This is a genomic window from Ensifer sp. 1H6 (genome assembly GCF_001976035.1).
Lineage (GTDB): Bacteria > Pseudomonadota > Alphaproteobacteria > Rhizobiales > Rhizobiaceae > Ensifer > Ensifer canadensis.
Map to the genome: position 1 here is coordinate 177137 of NZ_MOAI01000011.1, position 15610 is coordinate 192746.

General features: G+C 61.5%; 16 protein-coding genes and 1 pseudogene. 6 read left to right on the forward strand and 11 right to left on the reverse strand.

From position 1 onward, the window contains the following. Positions 1-22: 22 nt before the first annotated feature. The 3 genes from BKP54_RS15430 to BKP54_RS15440 all read right to left on the reverse strand — a co-directional run bounded on the left by BKP54_RS15430 (position 23) and on the right by BKP54_RS15440 (position 2767). Complete coding sequence (locus BKP54_RS15430; RefSeq protein ID WP_025427913.1) at positions 23-1405, reverse strand: ATP-binding protein; 1383 nt, start codon at positions 1403-1405, stop codon at positions 23-25. A 132-nt stretch (positions 1406-1537) separates the two neighbouring features. Then, the gene (locus BKP54_RS15435) at positions 1538-2239 is read right to left on the reverse strand and encodes a response regulator transcription factor (protein ID WP_025427912.1); all 702 of its coding nucleotides are present in this window, start codon (positions 2237-2239) and stop codon (positions 1538-1540) included. A 45-nt stretch (positions 2240-2284) separates the two neighbouring features. Continuing rightward, on the reverse strand, positions 2285-2767 hold the full coding sequence (locus BKP54_RS15440; RefSeq protein WP_025427911.1) for a MarR family transcriptional regulator: 483 nt from the start codon (positions 2765-2767) through the stop codon (positions 2285-2287). 271 nt (positions 2768-3038) lie between these two features. Between BKP54_RS15440 and BKP54_RS15445 the strand changes: the two genes are divergently transcribed. Continuing rightward, complete coding sequence (locus BKP54_RS15445) at positions 3039-3929, forward strand: branched-chain amino acid aminotransferase (protein ID WP_025427910.1); 891 nt, start codon at positions 3039-3041, stop codon at positions 3927-3929. Between the two features lie 75 nt (positions 3930-4004). On the opposite strand, the gene BKP54_RS15450 is transcribed toward BKP54_RS15445, so the two are convergent. Together BKP54_RS15450 and BKP54_RS15455 are read right to left on the reverse strand one after the other, a co-directional pair. Continuing rightward, the gene (locus BKP54_RS15450) at positions 4005-4271 is read right to left on the reverse strand and encodes a hypothetical protein (protein WP_025427909.1); all 267 of its coding nucleotides are present in this window, start codon (positions 4269-4271) and stop codon (positions 4005-4007) included. A gap of 338 nt (positions 4272-4609) precedes the next feature. Continuing rightward, a pseudogene (locus BKP54_RS15455) lies at positions 4610-5231 on the reverse strand (DUF1236 domain-containing protein). 242 nt (positions 5232-5473) lie between these two features. Here BKP54_RS15455 and BKP54_RS36060 point away from each other — a divergent pair. Both BKP54_RS36060 and BKP54_RS15460 read left to right on the forward strand, forming a co-directional pair. After that, the gene (locus tag BKP54_RS36060) at positions 5474-5638 is read left to right on the forward strand and encodes a hypothetical protein (RefSeq protein ID WP_198956840.1); all 165 of its coding nucleotides are present in this window, start codon (positions 5474-5476) and stop codon (positions 5636-5638) included. Between the two features lie 271 nt (positions 5639-5909). Next, positions 5910-6551, forward strand: coding sequence for an MBL fold metallo-hydrolase (locus BKP54_RS15460; RefSeq protein ID WP_025427907.1), 642 nt, complete (start codon positions 5910-5912; stop codon positions 6549-6551). Between the two features lie 106 nt (positions 6552-6657). On the opposite strand, the gene BKP54_RS15465 is transcribed toward BKP54_RS15460, so the two are convergent. After that, entirely contained in the window at positions 6658-7110 is a 453-nt protein-coding gene (locus BKP54_RS15465) for a BA14K family protein (protein ID WP_025427906.1), read from the reverse strand. Between the two features lie 142 nt (positions 7111-7252). Beyond that, a complete protein-coding gene (locus BKP54_RS15470) occupies positions 7253-7468 on the reverse strand; it encodes a cold-shock protein (protein ID WP_025427905.1) in 216 nt (71 codons plus the stop codon). Between the two features lie 219 nt (positions 7469-7687). Between BKP54_RS15470 and BKP54_RS35130 the strand changes: the two genes are divergently transcribed. After that, positions 7688-8095 (forward strand): hypothetical protein, encoded by a 408-nt coding sequence (locus tag BKP54_RS35130; protein WP_128090426.1) that lies wholly within the window; start codon positions 7688-7690, stop codon positions 8093-8095. 77 nt (positions 8096-8172) lie between these two features. Here BKP54_RS35130 and BKP54_RS15480 read toward each other — a convergent pair whose 3' ends face one another. Then, complete coding sequence (locus tag BKP54_RS15480) at positions 8173-9069, reverse strand: DMT family transporter (RefSeq protein ID WP_025427904.1); 897 nt, start codon at positions 9067-9069, stop codon at positions 8173-8175. A 104-nt stretch (positions 9070-9173) separates the two neighbouring features. Between BKP54_RS15480 and BKP54_RS15485 the strand changes: the two genes are divergently transcribed. Next, the gene (locus tag BKP54_RS15485) at positions 9174-9626 is read left to right on the forward strand and encodes a hypothetical protein (protein ID WP_038576303.1); all 453 of its coding nucleotides are present in this window, start codon (positions 9174-9176) and stop codon (positions 9624-9626) included. A 35-nt stretch (positions 9627-9661) separates the two neighbouring features. Here BKP54_RS15485 and BKP54_RS15490 read toward each other — a convergent pair whose 3' ends face one another. The 3 genes from BKP54_RS15490 to BKP54_RS15500 all read right to left on the reverse strand — a co-directional run bounded on the left by BKP54_RS15490 (position 9662) and on the right by BKP54_RS15500 (position 13879). After that, on the reverse strand, positions 9662-10810 hold the full coding sequence (locus BKP54_RS15490; protein WP_051509213.1) for a PQQ-dependent sugar dehydrogenase: 1149 nt from the start codon (positions 10808-10810) through the stop codon (positions 9662-9664). A 125-nt stretch (positions 10811-10935) separates the two neighbouring features. Continuing rightward, on the reverse strand, positions 10936-11604 hold the full coding sequence (locus BKP54_RS15495) for a class GN sortase (protein ID WP_025427901.1): 669 nt from the start codon (positions 11602-11604) through the stop codon (positions 10936-10938). After that, positions 11594-13879, reverse strand: coding sequence for a marine proteobacterial sortase target protein (locus BKP54_RS15500; protein ID WP_244496098.1), 2286 nt, complete (start codon positions 13877-13879; stop codon positions 11594-11596). The genes BKP54_RS15495 and BKP54_RS15500 overlap by 11 nt, the downstream gene beginning before the upstream one ends. A 518-nt stretch (positions 13880-14397) precedes the next feature. Here BKP54_RS15500 and BKP54_RS15505 point away from each other — a divergent pair. After that, positions 14398-15600 (forward strand): pyridoxal phosphate-dependent aminotransferase, encoded by a 1203-nt coding sequence (locus tag BKP54_RS15505; protein ID WP_084814561.1) that lies wholly within the window; start codon positions 14398-14400, stop codon positions 15598-15600. The last annotated feature ends 10 nt before the right edge of the window (positions 15601-15610 follow it).

The window sequence follows — 15610 nt, forward strand, 5'->3', positions numbered from 1 at the left end:
AGCGCTGACCAGATCGCCCCGCTCACGCCGGCAAACGCACGGTTGCCCGCAGGCCGCCAAGCGGGCTGTCGCCAAGCGTGACGTTGCCGCCGTGGCTGCGGGCGATGTCGCGGGCGATCGCGAGGCCGAGGCCGGTTCCCGAACTGTCGAGATTGCGCGCCTCGTCGAGGCGGAAGAACGGCTTGAACACGTCCTCGCGCGAGCGCTCGGGAATGCCGGGCCCGTCGTCGTCGACCGTGATCGTCACCCATTTGGCGCTGTGGCGTGCCTCGATATTGACCCGGTTGGCGTAGCGATAGGCGTTGGATGCCAGGTTGGCGATAAGGCGGGTGAAGGCGTTCGGGCGAACACGGACCTGGTCCTCCCCCTCGACGGAGGTCGTCAGCGTCTTGCCGTGCAGTTCTGCTTCGGCGGCAAGACGCGTCATCAGGTCGCTGAGCTTCAATTGCCCGACGTCTTCCTCAGCCTCCCCACGGGCAAAGGCGAGGTAACCTTCGAGCATGTTCTGCATGTCGTCGACATCCTGATTGAGGCTTTCGAGGTCGGGGTTGTTGCCGGCGAGCGCCAGCTGCAGCCGGAAGCGGGTCAGGATGGTTCGAAGGTCATGACTGACGCCGGTGAGCATGGCCGTGCGCTGCTCGATCTGGCGCTCGATGCGCTCGCGCATCTGGATGAAGGCAAGGCCGGCGCGGCGAATTTCATCAGCGCCACGCGGTGCGAAGTCGTCGATCTTCTGGCCCTTGCCGAAACTTTCCGCTGCCTTGGTCAGCGCCAGGATCGGCCGGATCTGCCCGCGCAGGAACAGGATGGCGATCGACAGCAACACCAGCGAGGCGGCAACCATCCAGACGATGAAGATATGGGTGTTGGAGGCGTAGGCCCGGTTGCGGCGGGCATAGACCCGGAGCATGCGGCCGTCGTCGAGCTTGATGCGGATTTCGACAAGGTTGGAATTGCCGACCGTGTCGATCCAGAAGGGGCGGCGGACCTGGTCGGAGATCTCCTCGCTCAAGATTTGATCGAGGATCTCGAAGAAGGGCTTGGGCCGCGGCGGCGGCAGTTCGCCGCCCGGTTCGACGGAAATGCTGAGATTGAGCTGGTCGCGGGCGATGCGGACGATTTCCGAAATGTCGCGATCGGCGGGGAAAGTGGCGATCAGATCGACGATTGCCGCGATATCTCCGGTCACGGCTGCCGAGAGGCGCTGTGTCACCAGTTGCCAGTGCCGCTCCATGAAGATGAAGGCGACCACCGATTGCAGCAGCACCATCGGGATGATGACGATGAGCAGCGAGCGGGCATAGAGGCCCATCGGCAACCGCCGGCGCAGCCAGCGGGTGACGCGCTTCCACGGATTGTCGCTCGGGTTTGCCGCCTCGCGCCGCATACTGTCAAAGCTTGCCATCGGTTTCCGCTGCCCTCATCGGGGTCGCCACTCTAAAGCGCGTCGCGATCTCCGGGATTCGCTTCTTGCGCTTTAATTTCTTGTTTCTGCGCATGTCGCGCAAAACCGCTGCGCACTTTTGCGCGACATGCTTTAGTCCACGCTCAATCTATAGCCGATGCCGCGGACCGTCTGTAGCCAAACGGGATTGGAGGGATCGTCCTCGATCTTGCGCCTCAGGCGATTGATCTGGACATCGATGGTGCGCTCGCCGACCTCGGCATCGTCGCCGATCAGCTCGTGGCGCGGGATCGTCTCGCCGGCGCGTTGGGAGAACAGCGTCATGATTTCCTGCTCGCGGTCGGTAAGGCGGATGTGATCGGCGCCGCGTCGAAGCTCCTTGCGTACCACGGAGAAGGTGTAGGGACCGAAGATCACCTGATCGATCTTGGGCGCCTGGGCCGGCTGGTTGCGCCGCAGGATATTGCTGATGCGCAGCACCAGTTCGCGCGGCTCGAACGGCTTGGAGAGATAATCGTCGGCGCCGGCTTCGAGGCCCTCGATGCGAGAATTCGATTCCGCCAGCGCCGTCAGCATCAGGATCGGCACGGTCTTGATCTGGCGCAGGCTCTGCGTCAGGGAAATGCCGCTTTCGCCGGGCATCATCACGTCGACGATCAACAGGTCGAAATCGAGACCGACCAGCTTGCGTCGCGCTTCATCGGCGTCGGCGGCGGTCGTGACGCGAAAACCCTGTTCGACCAGATAGCGGTTGAGCAGATCGCGGATACGCCTGTCATCGTCGACGATCAGTAGATGGGCTGCATCGTCGGAGACTGTCGCTTTTGTTGTCATGCCTAGCTTTCCCCCGTCGCCCGCCGATAGCGGGCTTTCGACATTTCAGTCCCCGGCGCCGTTCTTCATGCAGGCAAGGAAGCGCTTGACGGTTTCGCGCGCGCCGGGACCCGTCTTTGCCAATGCATCGGCTATGCGGCGGGACTGTGGCTCGGCAAGCGCACGGGCAAGCGCCTGGCCTTCCTCGGTGGTATAGAGCATGCGCTGGCGCCGGTCCTCTGGCCCCGTGACCTGCCGGATATAGCCGGAATCGATCAGCTGCTTGAGCACGCGGGCCAGGCTCTGCTTGGTGATCTTCAGCGTATCGAGCAGGTCTGCCACGGTCATGCCCGGCTCGCGGTCGACAAAGTGCACGACGCGGTGATGGGCGCGGCCGAAGCCGCTCTTTTCCAGGATCGCATCCGGATCGGAGGTGAAGTCGCGATAGGCGAAGAAAAGCAGCTCGATGATTTCGAAGTCGATCGTATCATCGTCGTGCGCGACCGTGTCGCCCACATATCGGGTGTTTTCTTTGGATTGGCCGGCCACGCGGTCATTTCCTTTCAGCCAAGTTGCAACTTACGAAACAATCGGAAAAATATGTCAGCTTTATTGACATATTTTTACCGCGTTGGTAGCGTCCATGCTCGGTAAGCGAGACATTTGGCGGCGGTAATACCTCAGGAGGATATGCCGCGCCGCACTGATCGCAAATCCAAAATCTCGAAATTGAATTTTCCCACAATCAGTTTGCCGATAAACTGAAAGCGGGAAGATAATCAACAGCAAGAATGGCGCACAAGCGCCAGAGGACGACATCATGGCAGCGGTTCCTTTTGATCAGTTGGACGGCGAAATCTGGTTCAACGGCGAGTTCGTCGCGTGGAAGGACGCCAAGATTCACGTGCTGACCCACGGCCTGCACTATGCAAGTGCCGTATTCGAGGGTGAGCGCGCCTATGGCGGCCGCATTTTCAAGCTGACCGAACACAACCAGCGCCTTCACAACTCCGCCGAAATCCTCGGCTTCAAGATTCCCTATTCCGTCGAAGAACTGGACGCGGCGAGCGTCGAACTTCTGAAACGTCAGGGCTTCTCCGAAGCCTATGTCCGGCCGATCGCCTGGCGCGGCAGCGAGATGATGGGCGTTTCGGCCCAGAGCAACCGCATCAACGTGGCGATCGCCATCTGGCAGTGGGGCAGCTATTTCAACCCGGCCGAAAAGCTGAAGGGCATTCGTCTCGATATCGCCGAATGGCGCCGCCCGGATCCGAAGACGGCGCCGTCGAAATCGAAAGCTGCCGGCCTCTACATGATCTGTACGATCTCCAAGCATGCGGCGGAAGCCAAGGGCTATGCCGACGCGATGATGCTCGACTACCGCGGCCAGGTGGCTGAAGCGACCGGCGCCAACATCTTCTTCGTTAGGGATGGCGTCATCCATACGCCGGTGCCGGATTGCTTCCTCGACGGCATCACCCGCCGCACGGTGATCGAGCTGGCGAAGCGCCGCGGCTACCAAGTGGTCGAACGGGCGATCATGCCGGAAGAACTGTCCGGTTTCAGCGAGTGCTTCCTGACCGGCTCTGCCGCCGAGGTCACGCCTGTTTCCGAGATCGGCCCCCATCGCTTCACGCCGGCAACCATCTGCGAAACGCTGATGAACGACTACATGAAGGAAGTCTATCCGGTTGCAGCGGCAGCCGAGTAACCGGATTATCCCTGAATGCAGAAAAGGCGGCCCAGGGCCGCCTTTTGTCTTGCTACGGATATCGTTCGGAAGGCGTCAGGCTTGTTTTCCGAGGAATTGCCCGACGATGCCGCTCAACACACCGCCGCCGACGAGGCCGCCGAGTGCCTGCATCGCAAGACCAGTTGCGGCCGCTTCGCCACCGAGCATCTGGATCAGGAACCCCCCGCCGAGGCCGCCGATAGCGCCGACGATCGTGCGTGCGACGACACTGAATGCCCCTTGCTTCAACACTGCGCTGGCCGCGTTGCCGCCGGCCGCCCCCGCGATCAATTGGGTAATGATTGGCATTAATGCTTCCATTGATCCCTCCGTATCCAGGCCCGTCGAAGACGAGCCGCCAAATGCCGATGATCCGGCAAGGACAGGTTGAGGCCGAATTTAGACTCTTGTCAATTTGGGGAAGTCACGGCTGCCTTCTGTGAAGGCGTTACTCGCTAAAATGTTGCTGTTTCATGCCGGAAACCGCGCTTTTCGAGCTTCGAAAGCCGAAAAATGACAGAATTACTGCAGTGTTCGAGGATCGTTTCAGCCGCCCGTGGCTAAAAAAGACTGGTGATTCGCTGCAGTGCAAACGAAAACTCCAGCGGCCAAGCCGCTGGAGTTGGTTGTGTATTCGCCCACGTGGAGGCGTGTTTCGTTTAGCGATAGACGTAGACGATGCGGCGTGTTGTCGGCTCGACCAGAACCGGCTGGCCGTTGATGCTGACATAGTCGTAGCTATAGTCCGGCACGCGGCGCACTTCGACTGTCTGCGGCAGCTCGGCGCCGACCACGACTTCGCCGTCGAGATAGACGGTTTCGCCCGGGTTGGTGGTGATATAGGTGCGCACCGTATCCGGCGGCGCGATCGGATCGACCTCTTCGACAGGGCCGAGCAACTCGTCACCGGGTGCAGGCATTGGCGGATCGCCGGCCTGCGCCTCATAGGTCACGACGGGAACCGCCAGGTCGGCGCGTCGATCCTGAACGACGACAGCAGCGCCGCCGAGATCGGTGGTCAGATATTGGGCATAGACCCAGCCACGAAGGCCGTTGACGTCGACACGGCACCACTTGCTGCCTTCGATGCAGCCATCAAGGACTGCGGTGCTGCCGCGTGTTGCCAGGCCAACGGTGGGATATTGCGGCCGGGCCAGCGCGGACATTGAGGTCAGTGACGGTTGTGGCGGTCATGGCTGCGAAGGCTGCCGAGGTGCCAGCTACGAGTACGAAACCCGCAGCCGCGGCAGTTCGCAACAGGGTGCTGGTAAGGTTCTTCATCATCATGCTCCTTCGTTATCCCTGATGAGCAAACGCAGCGATGGTGGGGATGTTCCCGCGGTAACGTCACGAAATGTGAAGATGCGACATACTAACCCTGTCGCAGTTCAACCCGGCGTTACGCCGAGGGAACTGTTTCGCGATCAAAGTATTTTTCCTGTCGATGTCGGGCAGCGCCCGAGGGAACGATCAGCGATATGCCCGCGCAAAGAAGGTGAGCACGGGCAGGAGAGGGAGGTTCAATGTCGAATTCAGCTGTTAATCCGGTAAATCCTGCCATCAACGGCTTGCGCCCGGTGGTGGCAATCGTCGTTGCGGCCGAACTGCTTGTCTCGGCCTTGCTGCTTACCACCGTGCAGCTCCCCGCACCTCAGTCTCCATCAGCGGAAATTGCCAGCATGCGTTAAAGCGCGTCGCGATCTCCACTGCATGTTTCCTTAGATCGTATTCGATTTAAGGCAGCATGCAGTCATTTAAGTGCTACCGCGACCTTTGCGCATCTAATATGACGCGCGGCGCTCAAGGATTCGCTTGCTGCGCTTTAAGCTCTTGTTTTTGCGCATGTCGTCATCGCAAAACTGCTGAACACTTTTGTGCGACATGCTTTAATTCGCGCTGTGTCTGATGCCGTTTGGCGCTATAGGTGTGCCAACGACATCTAAGTGAGGCGCAGACGGCATGCTACAGGCGGGCATCATCCCGGTTACTCATTTCCAGCAGAACTGCACGGTTCTCTTCGATGCTGAAACCAAGGAAGGCGTGATCGTCGATCCCGGCGGCGACGTCGATGTGATCCTCCAGACGATCCAGGAGAACGGCATCACGCTGAAGGCGATCTGGCTGACGCACGGCCACATCGACCATGCCGGCGGTGCCAAGGAACTGAAGGAAGCGCTCGGGCTTTCGATCATCGGCCCGCACAAGGACGATCTGCCGCTGTTGTCGCGGCTGGAAGAGCAGGCCGAGAAATTCGGCCTGGCGATGAAGGTCGAGAACGTCGTACCCGACCAATGGCTGGAGGACGGCGATACCGTCTCCTTCGGCAATCATGTGTTTGAAGTGCTGCATTGCCCCGGCCATGCGCCTGGCCACGTGGTCTATTTCAACCGGGTGCAGAATTTTGCCCATGTCGGCGACGTGCTGTTCCACGGCTCGATCGGTCGCACCGATCTTCCCGGCGGCAATCATCAGCAATTGCTCGATTCCATCCGCGACAAGATCCTGCCGCTCGGCGATCAGGTCGGCTTCATTTGCGGCCATGGCCCCGGTGGACAGATTGGTGAAGAGCGGCGCACCAACCCCTATCTGCGTGGTCTCTGACCCCGAAAAGACGCGGGCCCCGGTTCGGGAATATAGGCCGTAATGAAAAAGCGCATGCCCCGGGAAAAGGCATGCGCTTTTTGTTTATCGCATCGCGGCTTTTCAATCAGCCTGCGTCGCAGAAGTAGCTGCGGCCGTCGTAGCCGCGGAACGTACCGTTGTCCGGGTTGAACGAGCGGTAGCGCTGCGAGCAATAACGATACCAGGACGGGGTCCAGGGCTCGAGCGAACCGTAGCCGCCGCCGCCGTAGCCGCCGCCATAGTTGTCGACGACAACCGGACGCGCGCGATAGACAGGGCGCGGACGATAGACCGGGCGCGGCTCGTAATAATCGGGCTCCGGGTCGACATAGACGCGCTCGCTGTAACGCGGCTGCGAAGCAATCGCGCCGCCGATGATCACGCCGGTCGCCAGGCCAAGAGCGCCGAGTGCAACGGCGTCACCGTTGTCATAGTGCCTGCGGCGGTTCCAATCACCAGCCTCAGCCGTGCTGAGGGTCGGGAGAACCGAGGCGGCGGCGATGACCGAGAGAACCGTCGCTTTGATGAACTTGTTCATGGCTTCAATCCTGTGCATGGTCCGGAGCGTTTCCGGCCTTCATGATGAAAGAGTGTTAACCACGCCAAACTGAACGGGGCCTGAACAAAAAAACCCGGCATCGCTGCCGGGCTTCAACTTGAATCTTTCAGCAGAACCGGTGTTAGCCGGAGATCTGCAGGTTGACCGCCTTCGGGCCTTTGCCGCGGCGATCCGGTTCGGTGTCGAAGCTTACCTTCTGATTTTCCGACAGGCCGTTCAGGCCGGAAGCCTGGACAGCGGAGATGTGTACGAAGATATCTGCACCACCGTTGTCAGGCTTGATGAAACCAAAGCCCTTGTCGGTGTTGAAGAATTTAACAGTGCCAGTTTCGGCCATGCGTCAGGTCCTTTTCTCTCCACCCGTTTGACGGACGGGTAGCATTGCAGTTTGCCCGATTGGGCGTTGGGCAGGCAGTTCTCGATATTTGAGGAAAGGTTCCTGTTACCGCAGCCAGCCATCGGAAAGGTTGCAAACTCGCGTCCCCCCCAGTCTGGCCACCCGGAGTTTTTGCGTCTCCGGCCCGCTTTTATTTCAAGATCTTCCCATGCTCGTAGATTGCCCGAACAGAGTAAGATTGATGGGTTTATTTTGAATTGGCAAGCAAAACTTTTTAGAAGTGGTATTGCGTCTTGCCATTGCTCAAAATTCGGTCAGTCGCCGATTTTTCAGGTGATATTGAAGGTGCATCGCAAGCTGTTGAAATCACAGCTTTTTGAACGAATGTGCCGAGAAGTTGAGTGCTTTGCGCCGTTTTTCGCCGCAATCGGCGACGCCGCGATGGCTGCCAAACAGGTCCATTCATTTGTCAAGCGACTGATATGGTTGAAGCTTCTTGCCAAAGTGATGCTGTCGGGCACCGTGGCGGTTCGCTTTGCAGAAATCCTGCAAGTAATAACCGGGAATCGGCAGGTTGCATCGCGGCGCTTTAAAGTGAAGCAACAGCTTTGCGGGGCGGGGCAATAACAAGTAACGCAGCAGTTCAGTACCCGCCAAAATCAAGGGTTATAGTTCTGCAGGTCCCCGCGCATGCCTATCTCGTCTCAGGCTGCGGCTTCCTTCCGGCCACCTTTCGTGATCTCGGGCACGATCTCGACGACCAGCATGGCGGCAAAGATGATGGCGCAACCGACATAGCCGATGGGCGTGATGATCTCCCCGAGCAGCAGCACCCCGAAGAGGGCTGCAAACAGCGCCTCGCTCGACAGGAAGATCGCTGCCTGCGGTGCCGTGGTGTAGCGCTGGCCGACGACCTGGCAGATGAAGGCGACACCACTGGAGAAGATGCCCGCATAGAGGATTTCCGGCAGCGCGCCCTTAACCGCCTCCATGCTCAGGGGCTCGATCGCCAAAGCGACGACGCAGCCGAGTACGGCGCAAACGGCAAACTGCGTCATCGACAGCAGCATCGGCCGGCCGCTGCTCGGTGCGAAGATGCCGACAAGCATCAGCTGCAGTGCCCAGAACAGGGCGCAGACAACAGTCAGATAATCACCACCGGTCAGGCTCGACAGAGCGCCACCACTCAAAAGGAAGATACCGAGCAGGGCCATCAGCGCGCCGGGCCAGATGATCCAGTGCGGCCTGCGGCGGAGGAAGATGATGGTCAGCACCGGGACGAAGACGACGTAAAGCCCGGTTAGAAAGCCGGAGTTGGTGACGCTGGTGGTGAGCAACCCGTATTGCTGCGTAACGGCGCCTGCAAAAAGCGCGAGCCCGACAAACACGAAGTTGCGAAGGGTCCTGCCGGTCAACGGCTGCGGCGCCCGCCTGGTTTCAACGACGGCGAGCGGCAGCGCGACCAGGGTTGCGATGGCAAAACGAAGCGTGATGAACCAGAGCGGTCCGATCGCCTGCATCGCCGTCGACTGGGCGACGAAGCCGGCACCCCAGATGGCGCCGGAAAACAGCAGGAATAGATTGGCCTGGACGCGGGTCATCATTGCTCTCCTCAGATGCTTCGCCGTCTATCAGTTGCGATTTTTCCGGGCAAGGCTCATCGTCGGCGGCCGGCTGATCTGCGCGGCGTGCCGGCGACGGTTGCATGGTGGAGATGGGGACGGTGGAGATGGGCGAGAGCGGTTATTCGGGAACGCCGCTTGTCCGCAAGCTGGGCATGAGGGGCGGGCAGTCAGCGCTGTTGCTTGGCGTCCCTGACGATCTGACCGATATTGCCGGCTTTCCAGGGTTCTCCAGGTGCGAAACCGCCGTCGACGGCCCGGCGTCACGTCGGCACGACTACATCCACGTCTTCGCCGTGGAGAGGGCAAAGCTTGAAGCGCTGGCACTACCGCTTGCGGCGAGCCTCAAGGCCGACGGCATGATGTGGATCTCGTGGCCGAAGCGCGCATCGAAGGTTCCGACGACGCTGACGGAGGACGTCTTGCGCGAGATCTTTCTGCCGCTCGGGCTCGTCGACACCAAGGTCTGCGCCGTCGATGCGGTCTGGTCCGGATTGAAGTTTATGTTCCGCAAGGACGTTCGCGCCGATCTCTGATCCCGAATTTGGATTTATACGAGCGCCGGTTGGTATTACTGCGTCGGTGCCTTGGAGACCCTGAGCAAGGCGCCATCCTCTTCGTCCGTCACCATCAGCAGTGCGCCGTCCGGCGCCACCACGATGTCGCGGATACGGCCGAACTCGCCGTCGAACAGCCGTTCCTCGGAGGTCACAGCGCCGGTGTCGTCCCGCTCCAGCCGGGCGAGGAGCTGATACTTCAGCGCCGCCACCAGCAGGTTGCCATCCCACTCCGGAAACATCTTGCCGCGATAGACCGCGAGCGCGCCTGGCGCAATCGAGGGATCCCAGTAGTAGATCGGCTGGTCGAAGCCGTCCTTGGCCGTGCCTTCGCCAATCTCGGCGCCGGAATAGTCCTTGCCGTAGGTGATCACCGGCCAGCCGTAGTTATGGCCGGATTGCGGGTTGTTGACCTCGTCGCCGCCGCGCGCGCCGTGCTCTGCCGTCAGAAGCGTGCCGTCCTTCGGATCAATGGCGATGCCCTGCGGATTGCGATGCCCCTTGGACCAGATTTCCGGCAGGCCCTCGGTGCCCCCGCGATAGGGGTTGTCGGCGGGAATGCTGCCGTCGGCGTTGATGTGCAGGATGGCGCCGGCATGATCGTGCAGATCCTGGGCGCGCTCGCGCTCGCCGCGGTCGCCGATGCCGAAGAACAGGCTGCCATCAGGCGCGAATGCGATGCGCGAGCCGAAATGCTGGCCGTTGCGGGTCAGCTTGTTCATCCGGAACAGTTCCTTGACGTCGGTCAGGTCCGAATTATCCGCCGACAATGCCGCCCGCACCAGGACCGTTCCGAAACCGCCGTCTCCACTGGCCGCGAGCGTCAGGTAGAGCGTGCGGCTGGTGGCAAAATCGGGGGCAAGGGCGATGTCGAGCAGGCCACCCTGGCCCTGCTCGGCCACCTCAGGCACGCCGGAAAGCGGCGCCGAGGCCTTGCCGTCGCGGATGATGCGCAGCCGACCGGCGCGCTCGCTGACGATGTAACTGCCGTCCGGCAGCACCTCGACGGACCAGGGATGTTCGAGCCCGCTCGCCAGCGTTTCGACGAGAACGTCGCCATGCTGGGAGGGAAACTCACGCGTTTCCTGTGCTGCGGCAGCAAACGGGGCGGCAAACGAAACAAGGCCGGCGAGGAGCGGCAGCGCGCGAATTGTTCCCGCCATCCGGGTCGTTTCCAGCCTTGATGCCTGCGCCTGCCACATTCGATATCTCCGATCAGTTCATGCCGCCACACGCCAAGCTGGAGTGGTCACCCGGTTCGTTCAAGTCAAATCGGATCAAAATGGCTTTATTTCGAAACCGAGCCTGTCGTCAGCGGCACCGGATGCTGCTCGCCGACCAGTTCGGCGGTCACGATGTAGCGCATCGGTCCCGGCTCGATCGCATCGAAAGGGAAGCAGGTGGCAAGCGCCAGCTTGTGGCCACTGGCCGAGGCGTTGATGCCGCTCTCGTCCCAGCGCGCGACCCGGCCTTCGCCGGCGCGGAAGAGAAAGCGCCGCCCGTCCTTGCGGGTCAGCACCAGCAGGTCGCCCGCGGACACATCCTTCAGCCAGCGGAAATGCGTGTCGCGGTGGGCGGCGATGACCGAGGTGCCTTCGTCGCCGGGAAGGGGGGTGTTTGTGAGCCAGGCAGGTCCGAAGGCAAGCGCCTGGCCGCTTGCGCCCTTGAGCACGATCGCCGAGCGGTTGATGCGCGGCGCCATGATTTCCGCTGTCGTTTCGAAGTCGGCCCAGGGCCAGGGCCTGCCATTGGCCTCGCCGTGCAATTGCGCCTCGAAGCTCTTTTTCAAGAGGACTTGAGAGACCTCGGCCTTGGCCTTCATGTAAAATCCCTTGCCGACCAGCATCAGGCCGGCAAGGGCGAACAGGGCAATGAGCGCGACCACGATCGTCTCGATCGCCGAAAGACGGGCGAGGAAGCCCGGGCGTGGCCCGGGCAGGTCGTCGTCAGCGGCCATGGCGTCGAACCCCTGATGTGACGAGGGCGGCGATCTGCCCACGCCAGAAGACGAAGGTGCTGCCGGCAGCAAGGGCAAAGGCGAGCAGCATCAGCCCGATGAGGATCTGCTTGTCTGCTTCGGTTGCCGTCTGCGGCAGGTTCACCTGTTTGTTGGCTTCGGCAATCAGGCCGGCGGCGCGCGCCGTCGGTGCCGCCAGCATGCGGTCGGCGGTCAGCATTGCGAGCTTCGTCTGGCTTTCGGCCGAAGCCTCGCGCTCGTCGACCTTTTCTGTCGCATCGGACTTCTCGCCGAAAACCTTGCCGAAGTCCCAGCCGGCCGGCAGGTTGAGCGGCACAGCGGTTTCCGTCAGGTTTTCGCCGGCGGGCCGCGACGGTGTCGCATCGACGGCGACAAGGCTGGTGACGCGCGAGACCAGGTGATGGGCGAGCGCGACGGTTTCGATCTGCCTGTCGAGCGTTGCCGGGTCGGCGATCGTCGCCGCGCTTGCCTCGAGATCGTCGATCTTACGGCGGGCCCAGAGCTTGGCGACGCCTTCGCCGGTTGCCGCCTTGGCGATGTCCATCTCGACGCGCCAGGGCTGGTCGCCGGCCTTGCCGACGATGCGAAGCTTGCCTTCCGGCGCGGCGCCGTCGAGTTCGGCCGTCAGCACGACCGGCTCGCCGCGATAGAGATCGGGCATCGGGTTCGGGGTGATGTCGCCCGTGGCCGCACCCTCGAAAGTGGCGGAGATGTCGGTCATAACAGGGCTCTCGAGCTTGGTGAAAAGCTCGCCCATACGGGCGGCCACCTGGCTCTCGGAACCGATCAGCGTGAAGGTGCCGCGGCCGTACTCAGCCGCCTTGGTCATGAAATGGCTGTTGGGCGCGGACCCGATGCCGACGGTGAAGACGCGCGCGTCGCCGCGGTTGTTCTGGATTTCCTGGAAAAGCTGGCCTTCATTGCCGATGGCGCCATCGGTGAGGAAGACCACCTGGCGAAGGGCGCCAGCGGCAACCGGTCCCTGCGTGCGCAGGGCCGCTTCCAGCGCCGGCAGCATTTCGGTGCCGCCGTCGGCGGTCAGGCCGCGCACGAAGGAGATCGCGTCCTCGCGCTTGTCAGGTGTCGCCTCGACGAGCCCAGGGAAATGCACAGTCATCGTGTCGTCGAAGCGGATGACGTTGAACCGGTCTTCCGGCTTCAGCCGCGAGATCGCCAGCGCCAGGCTTTCCTTTGCCTGCTCCATCGACGGGCCGGCCATCGAGCCGGAATTGTCGATGACGAAGACCACCTCGCGCCGGAGTGGTTTGTCAGTCGCGGTCGCAGTGACCGGCGGGGTGACGAAAGACAGGAGATAGGTCTTGCCGTCGACGGTCTCGCGGAAGAGGCCAGCATAGGGGCTCTTGCCTGCGACAGCCTTCCAGCTGAGTTCGAAATCCCTGTCGGCCGGAACGCTTCCTGCTTTCAACGTGATCTTGCGAGTAAGCTGGTCGAGGGTGGTCGTTTCGATCTCGTGAAAGGCCGATGTCACTTCGCCGATCGGGAAGCCCGCCTTCAGGTTGATCGTCAACGTCACCGGGTTGATCCTGGCGTTCTCGCGCGGATCAAGCACCGGCGGCTCGATCTTTTGGCGATCGGGGACCGGATCGCTGACGGCATAACCGGAGCGGCTGTCGAGATCGACGGTCTGGACGACCGGCTGCGGATTGTAGCGAGGGGCGACCACCATCGGGAAGCGGAAGGTGAAGGCGTCGTTCGACTGGCGCACACCGCTTTGATATTCGATCTGCACCACCACCGTTTCGCCAGGGCCGATATTGGCGACCTGATTGGTGAAGAGGTTGGGGCGTTGCTGCTCGAGCAGCGCCGCCTTCTTGCCCTCGGCCTTTGCCTGCTCGTAGATCTCCTTGGCCGCCTGGCGCGGCTTGATCTGACCCTCGATGAAGCGGTCGCCGATCTGCATCTTCAGCGTGTCGACGGCGGAATCATCGGGAAGCGGGAAGACATAGGTGCCTTCGACCCATCCCTTGCTCGGGTTCTGGAACCGTTGCGTCACCCGGGTGCGCATGATCGGGCCGTTGACGTCGATCTGAACGTCGGTCGCCAGTCGCGGCGCCTCGACGAAATAGCCGGGCTCCTTGGAGGGGAAGAGCAGGGCGCCGGTGCCCATGTCGTTGGGCCTGACATAGCCGGCCATCTGCTCGGGCCTGGCGTTTGCTGTCTGGGCCGAGGCCTGGGTCATCAGGCCGAGGATCATCACGATGCAGGCGGCGAGCGCTGCGAGCGCCAGATACATGCCCCAGCGCGCTTCGTTTTGCCGTGTCCGTGATTCAGCGATTTCGTCGTCGAGAAACATTGCATACCCCCGTCATGCCATGCGTTCGGATCATGGAAGGAAAGGTCCGGAAATCGGCTGTTGCGGGACGGAATTGCGGCGTTCCGCGACAGTTGTTGTGGCCAAAATATGGCTTTTCGAAAAAAGTCGAAATCCGCTGTTTTTTCTGAATAAATCGGGACCGTGGCACGTGTCTGACTGACCGCGCCTTCATCGGATGGAAGCCCCGGTTTCTTGTCGGTATGCGGACCGTTCTGGCCGGGGCTGCCATCACCTCAGGCGGAGCGCGTCGATCGTGATTGCTGATCACACTCATGAAACTTTGTCATGGTGACGCATTTTGCCCGCATTCCGGCGGTTTTTCAGGCTCTGGCGCTTGCAAGACCGGGCGTCTTTCGACATAGACCTAACCGCTATGGAGCCTGACTTTTTCGTTCCGTAGCGCTCACCGCGTCTCGAAACGATCAGGACCTTTCATCATGGCCTTCCTTGCCGATGCCCTTTCCCGTGTAAAGCCTTCCGCCACCATCGCCGTTTCGCAGAAAGCCCGCGAGCTGAAAGCGAAGGGACGCGACGTGATCGGCCTTGGTGCAGGGGAGCCGGATTTCGACACGCCTGATAATATCAAGAAGGCTGCGATCGACGCGATCAACCGCGGCGAGACGAAGTACACGCCGGTATCCGGCATTCCGGAACTGCGCGAAGCGATCGCCAAGAAGTTCAAGCGCGAGAACAACCTCGACTACACCGCCGCCCAGACGATCGTCGGCACCGGTGGAAAGCAGATTCTTTTCAACGCCTTCATGGCGACCCTGAACGCGGGCGATGAAGTCGTCATCCCGGCGCCCTACTGGGTTTCCTACCCGGAGATGGTGGCGCTGTGCGGCGGCACGCCGGTGACTGTTTCGGCGACGCAGGAAAACAACTTCAAGCTCCAGCCTGCCGACTTGGACAAGGCGATCACGCCGAAGACCAAGTGGTTCATCTTCAACTCGCCGTCCAACCCGTCGGGCGCTGCCTACAGCCACGCAGAACTCAAGGCGCTGACCGACGTCCTGATGAAGCACCCGCATGTCTGGGTGCTGACCGACGACATGTACGAGCACCTGACCTATGGCGACTTCAAGTTCGCGACCCCTGTCGAAGTCGAGCCCGGCCTCTACGACCGCACGCTGACCATGAACGGCGTCTCCAAGGCCTATGCCATGACCGGCTGGCGCATCGGCTACGCCGCCGGCCCGCTGCAGCTGATCAGGGCCATGGACATGATCCAGGGCCAGCAGACCTCGGGCGCAACCTCGATCGCGCAGTGGGCTGCCGTCGAGGCGCTCAACGGCACACAGGACTTCATCCCCGAGAACAAGAAGATCTTCGAAGGTCGCCGTGATCTCGTGGTGTCGATGCTGAATCAGGCCAAGGGCATTGCGTGCCCGACGCCGGAAGGCGCCTTCTACGTCTACCCGTCCTGCGCCGGCCTGATCGGCAAGACCGCACCGTCGGGCAAGGTCATCGAGACTGATGAAGACTTCGTCTCCGAGCTGCTCGAAGCCGAAGGCGTTGCCGTCGTGCATGGCTCGGCCTTTGGCCTCGGCCCGAACTTCCGCATCTCCTACGCGACGTCGGAAGCGCAGCTGGAAGAAGCATGCCGCCGCATCCAGCGCTTTTGCGGCGCCTGCAAGTAAGCTCAGGCAT

Bases quoted from the DNA above. Each gene is read 5' to 3' on its own strand.
- BKP54_RS15430 (WP_025427913.1), bottom strand. From the start codon at position 1,405: ATGGCAAGCTTTGACAGTATGCGGCGCGAGGCGGCAAACCCGAGCGAC.
- BKP54_RS15435 (WP_025427912.1), bottom strand. From the start codon at position 2,239: ATGACAACAAAAGCGACAGTCTCCGACGATGCAGCCCATCTACTGATC.
- BKP54_RS15445 (WP_025427910.1), top strand. From the start codon at position 3,039: ATGGCAGCGGTTCCTTTTGATCAGTTGGACGGCGAAATCTGGTTCAAC.
- BKP54_RS15450 (WP_025427909.1), bottom strand. From the start codon at position 4,271: ATGGAAGCATTAATGCCAATCATTACCCAATTGATCGCGGGGGCGGCC.
- BKP54_RS36060 (WP_198956840.1), top strand. From the start codon at position 5,474: ATGTCGAATTCAGCTGTTAATCCGGTAAATCCTGCCATCAACGGCTTG.
- BKP54_RS15460 (WP_025427907.1), top strand. From the start codon at position 5,910: ATGCTACAGGCGGGCATCATCCCGGTTACTCATTTCCAGCAGAACTGC.
- BKP54_RS15465 (WP_025427906.1), bottom strand. From the start codon at position 7,110: ATGAACAAGTTCATCAAAGCGACGGTTCTCTCGGTCATCGCCGCCGCC.
- BKP54_RS15470 (WP_025427905.1), bottom strand. From the start codon at position 7,468: ATGGCCGAAACTGGCACTGTTAAATTCTTCAACACCGACAAGGGCTTT.
- BKP54_RS15480 (WP_025427904.1), bottom strand. From the start codon at position 9,069: ATGACCCGCGTCCAGGCCAATCTATTCCTGCTGTTTTCCGGCGCCATC.
- BKP54_RS15485 (WP_038576303.1), top strand. From the start codon at position 9,174: ATGGTGGAGATGGGGACGGTGGAGATGGGCGAGAGCGGTTATTCGGGA.
- BKP54_RS15490 (WP_051509213.1), bottom strand. From the start codon at position 10,810: ATGGCGGGAACAATTCGCGCGCTGCCGCTCCTCGCCGGCCTTGTTTCG.
- BKP54_RS15495 (WP_025427901.1), bottom strand. From the start codon at position 11,604: ATGGCCGCTGACGACGACCTGCCCGGGCCACGCCCGGGCTTCCTCGCC.
- BKP54_RS15500 (WP_244496098.1), bottom strand. From the start codon at position 13,879: ATGTATCTGGCGCTCGCAGCGCTCGCCGCCTGCATCGTGATGATCCTC.
- BKP54_RS15505 (WP_084814561.1), top strand. From the start codon at position 14,398: ATGGCCTTCCTTGCCGATGCCCTTTCCCGTGTAAAGCCTTCCGCCACC.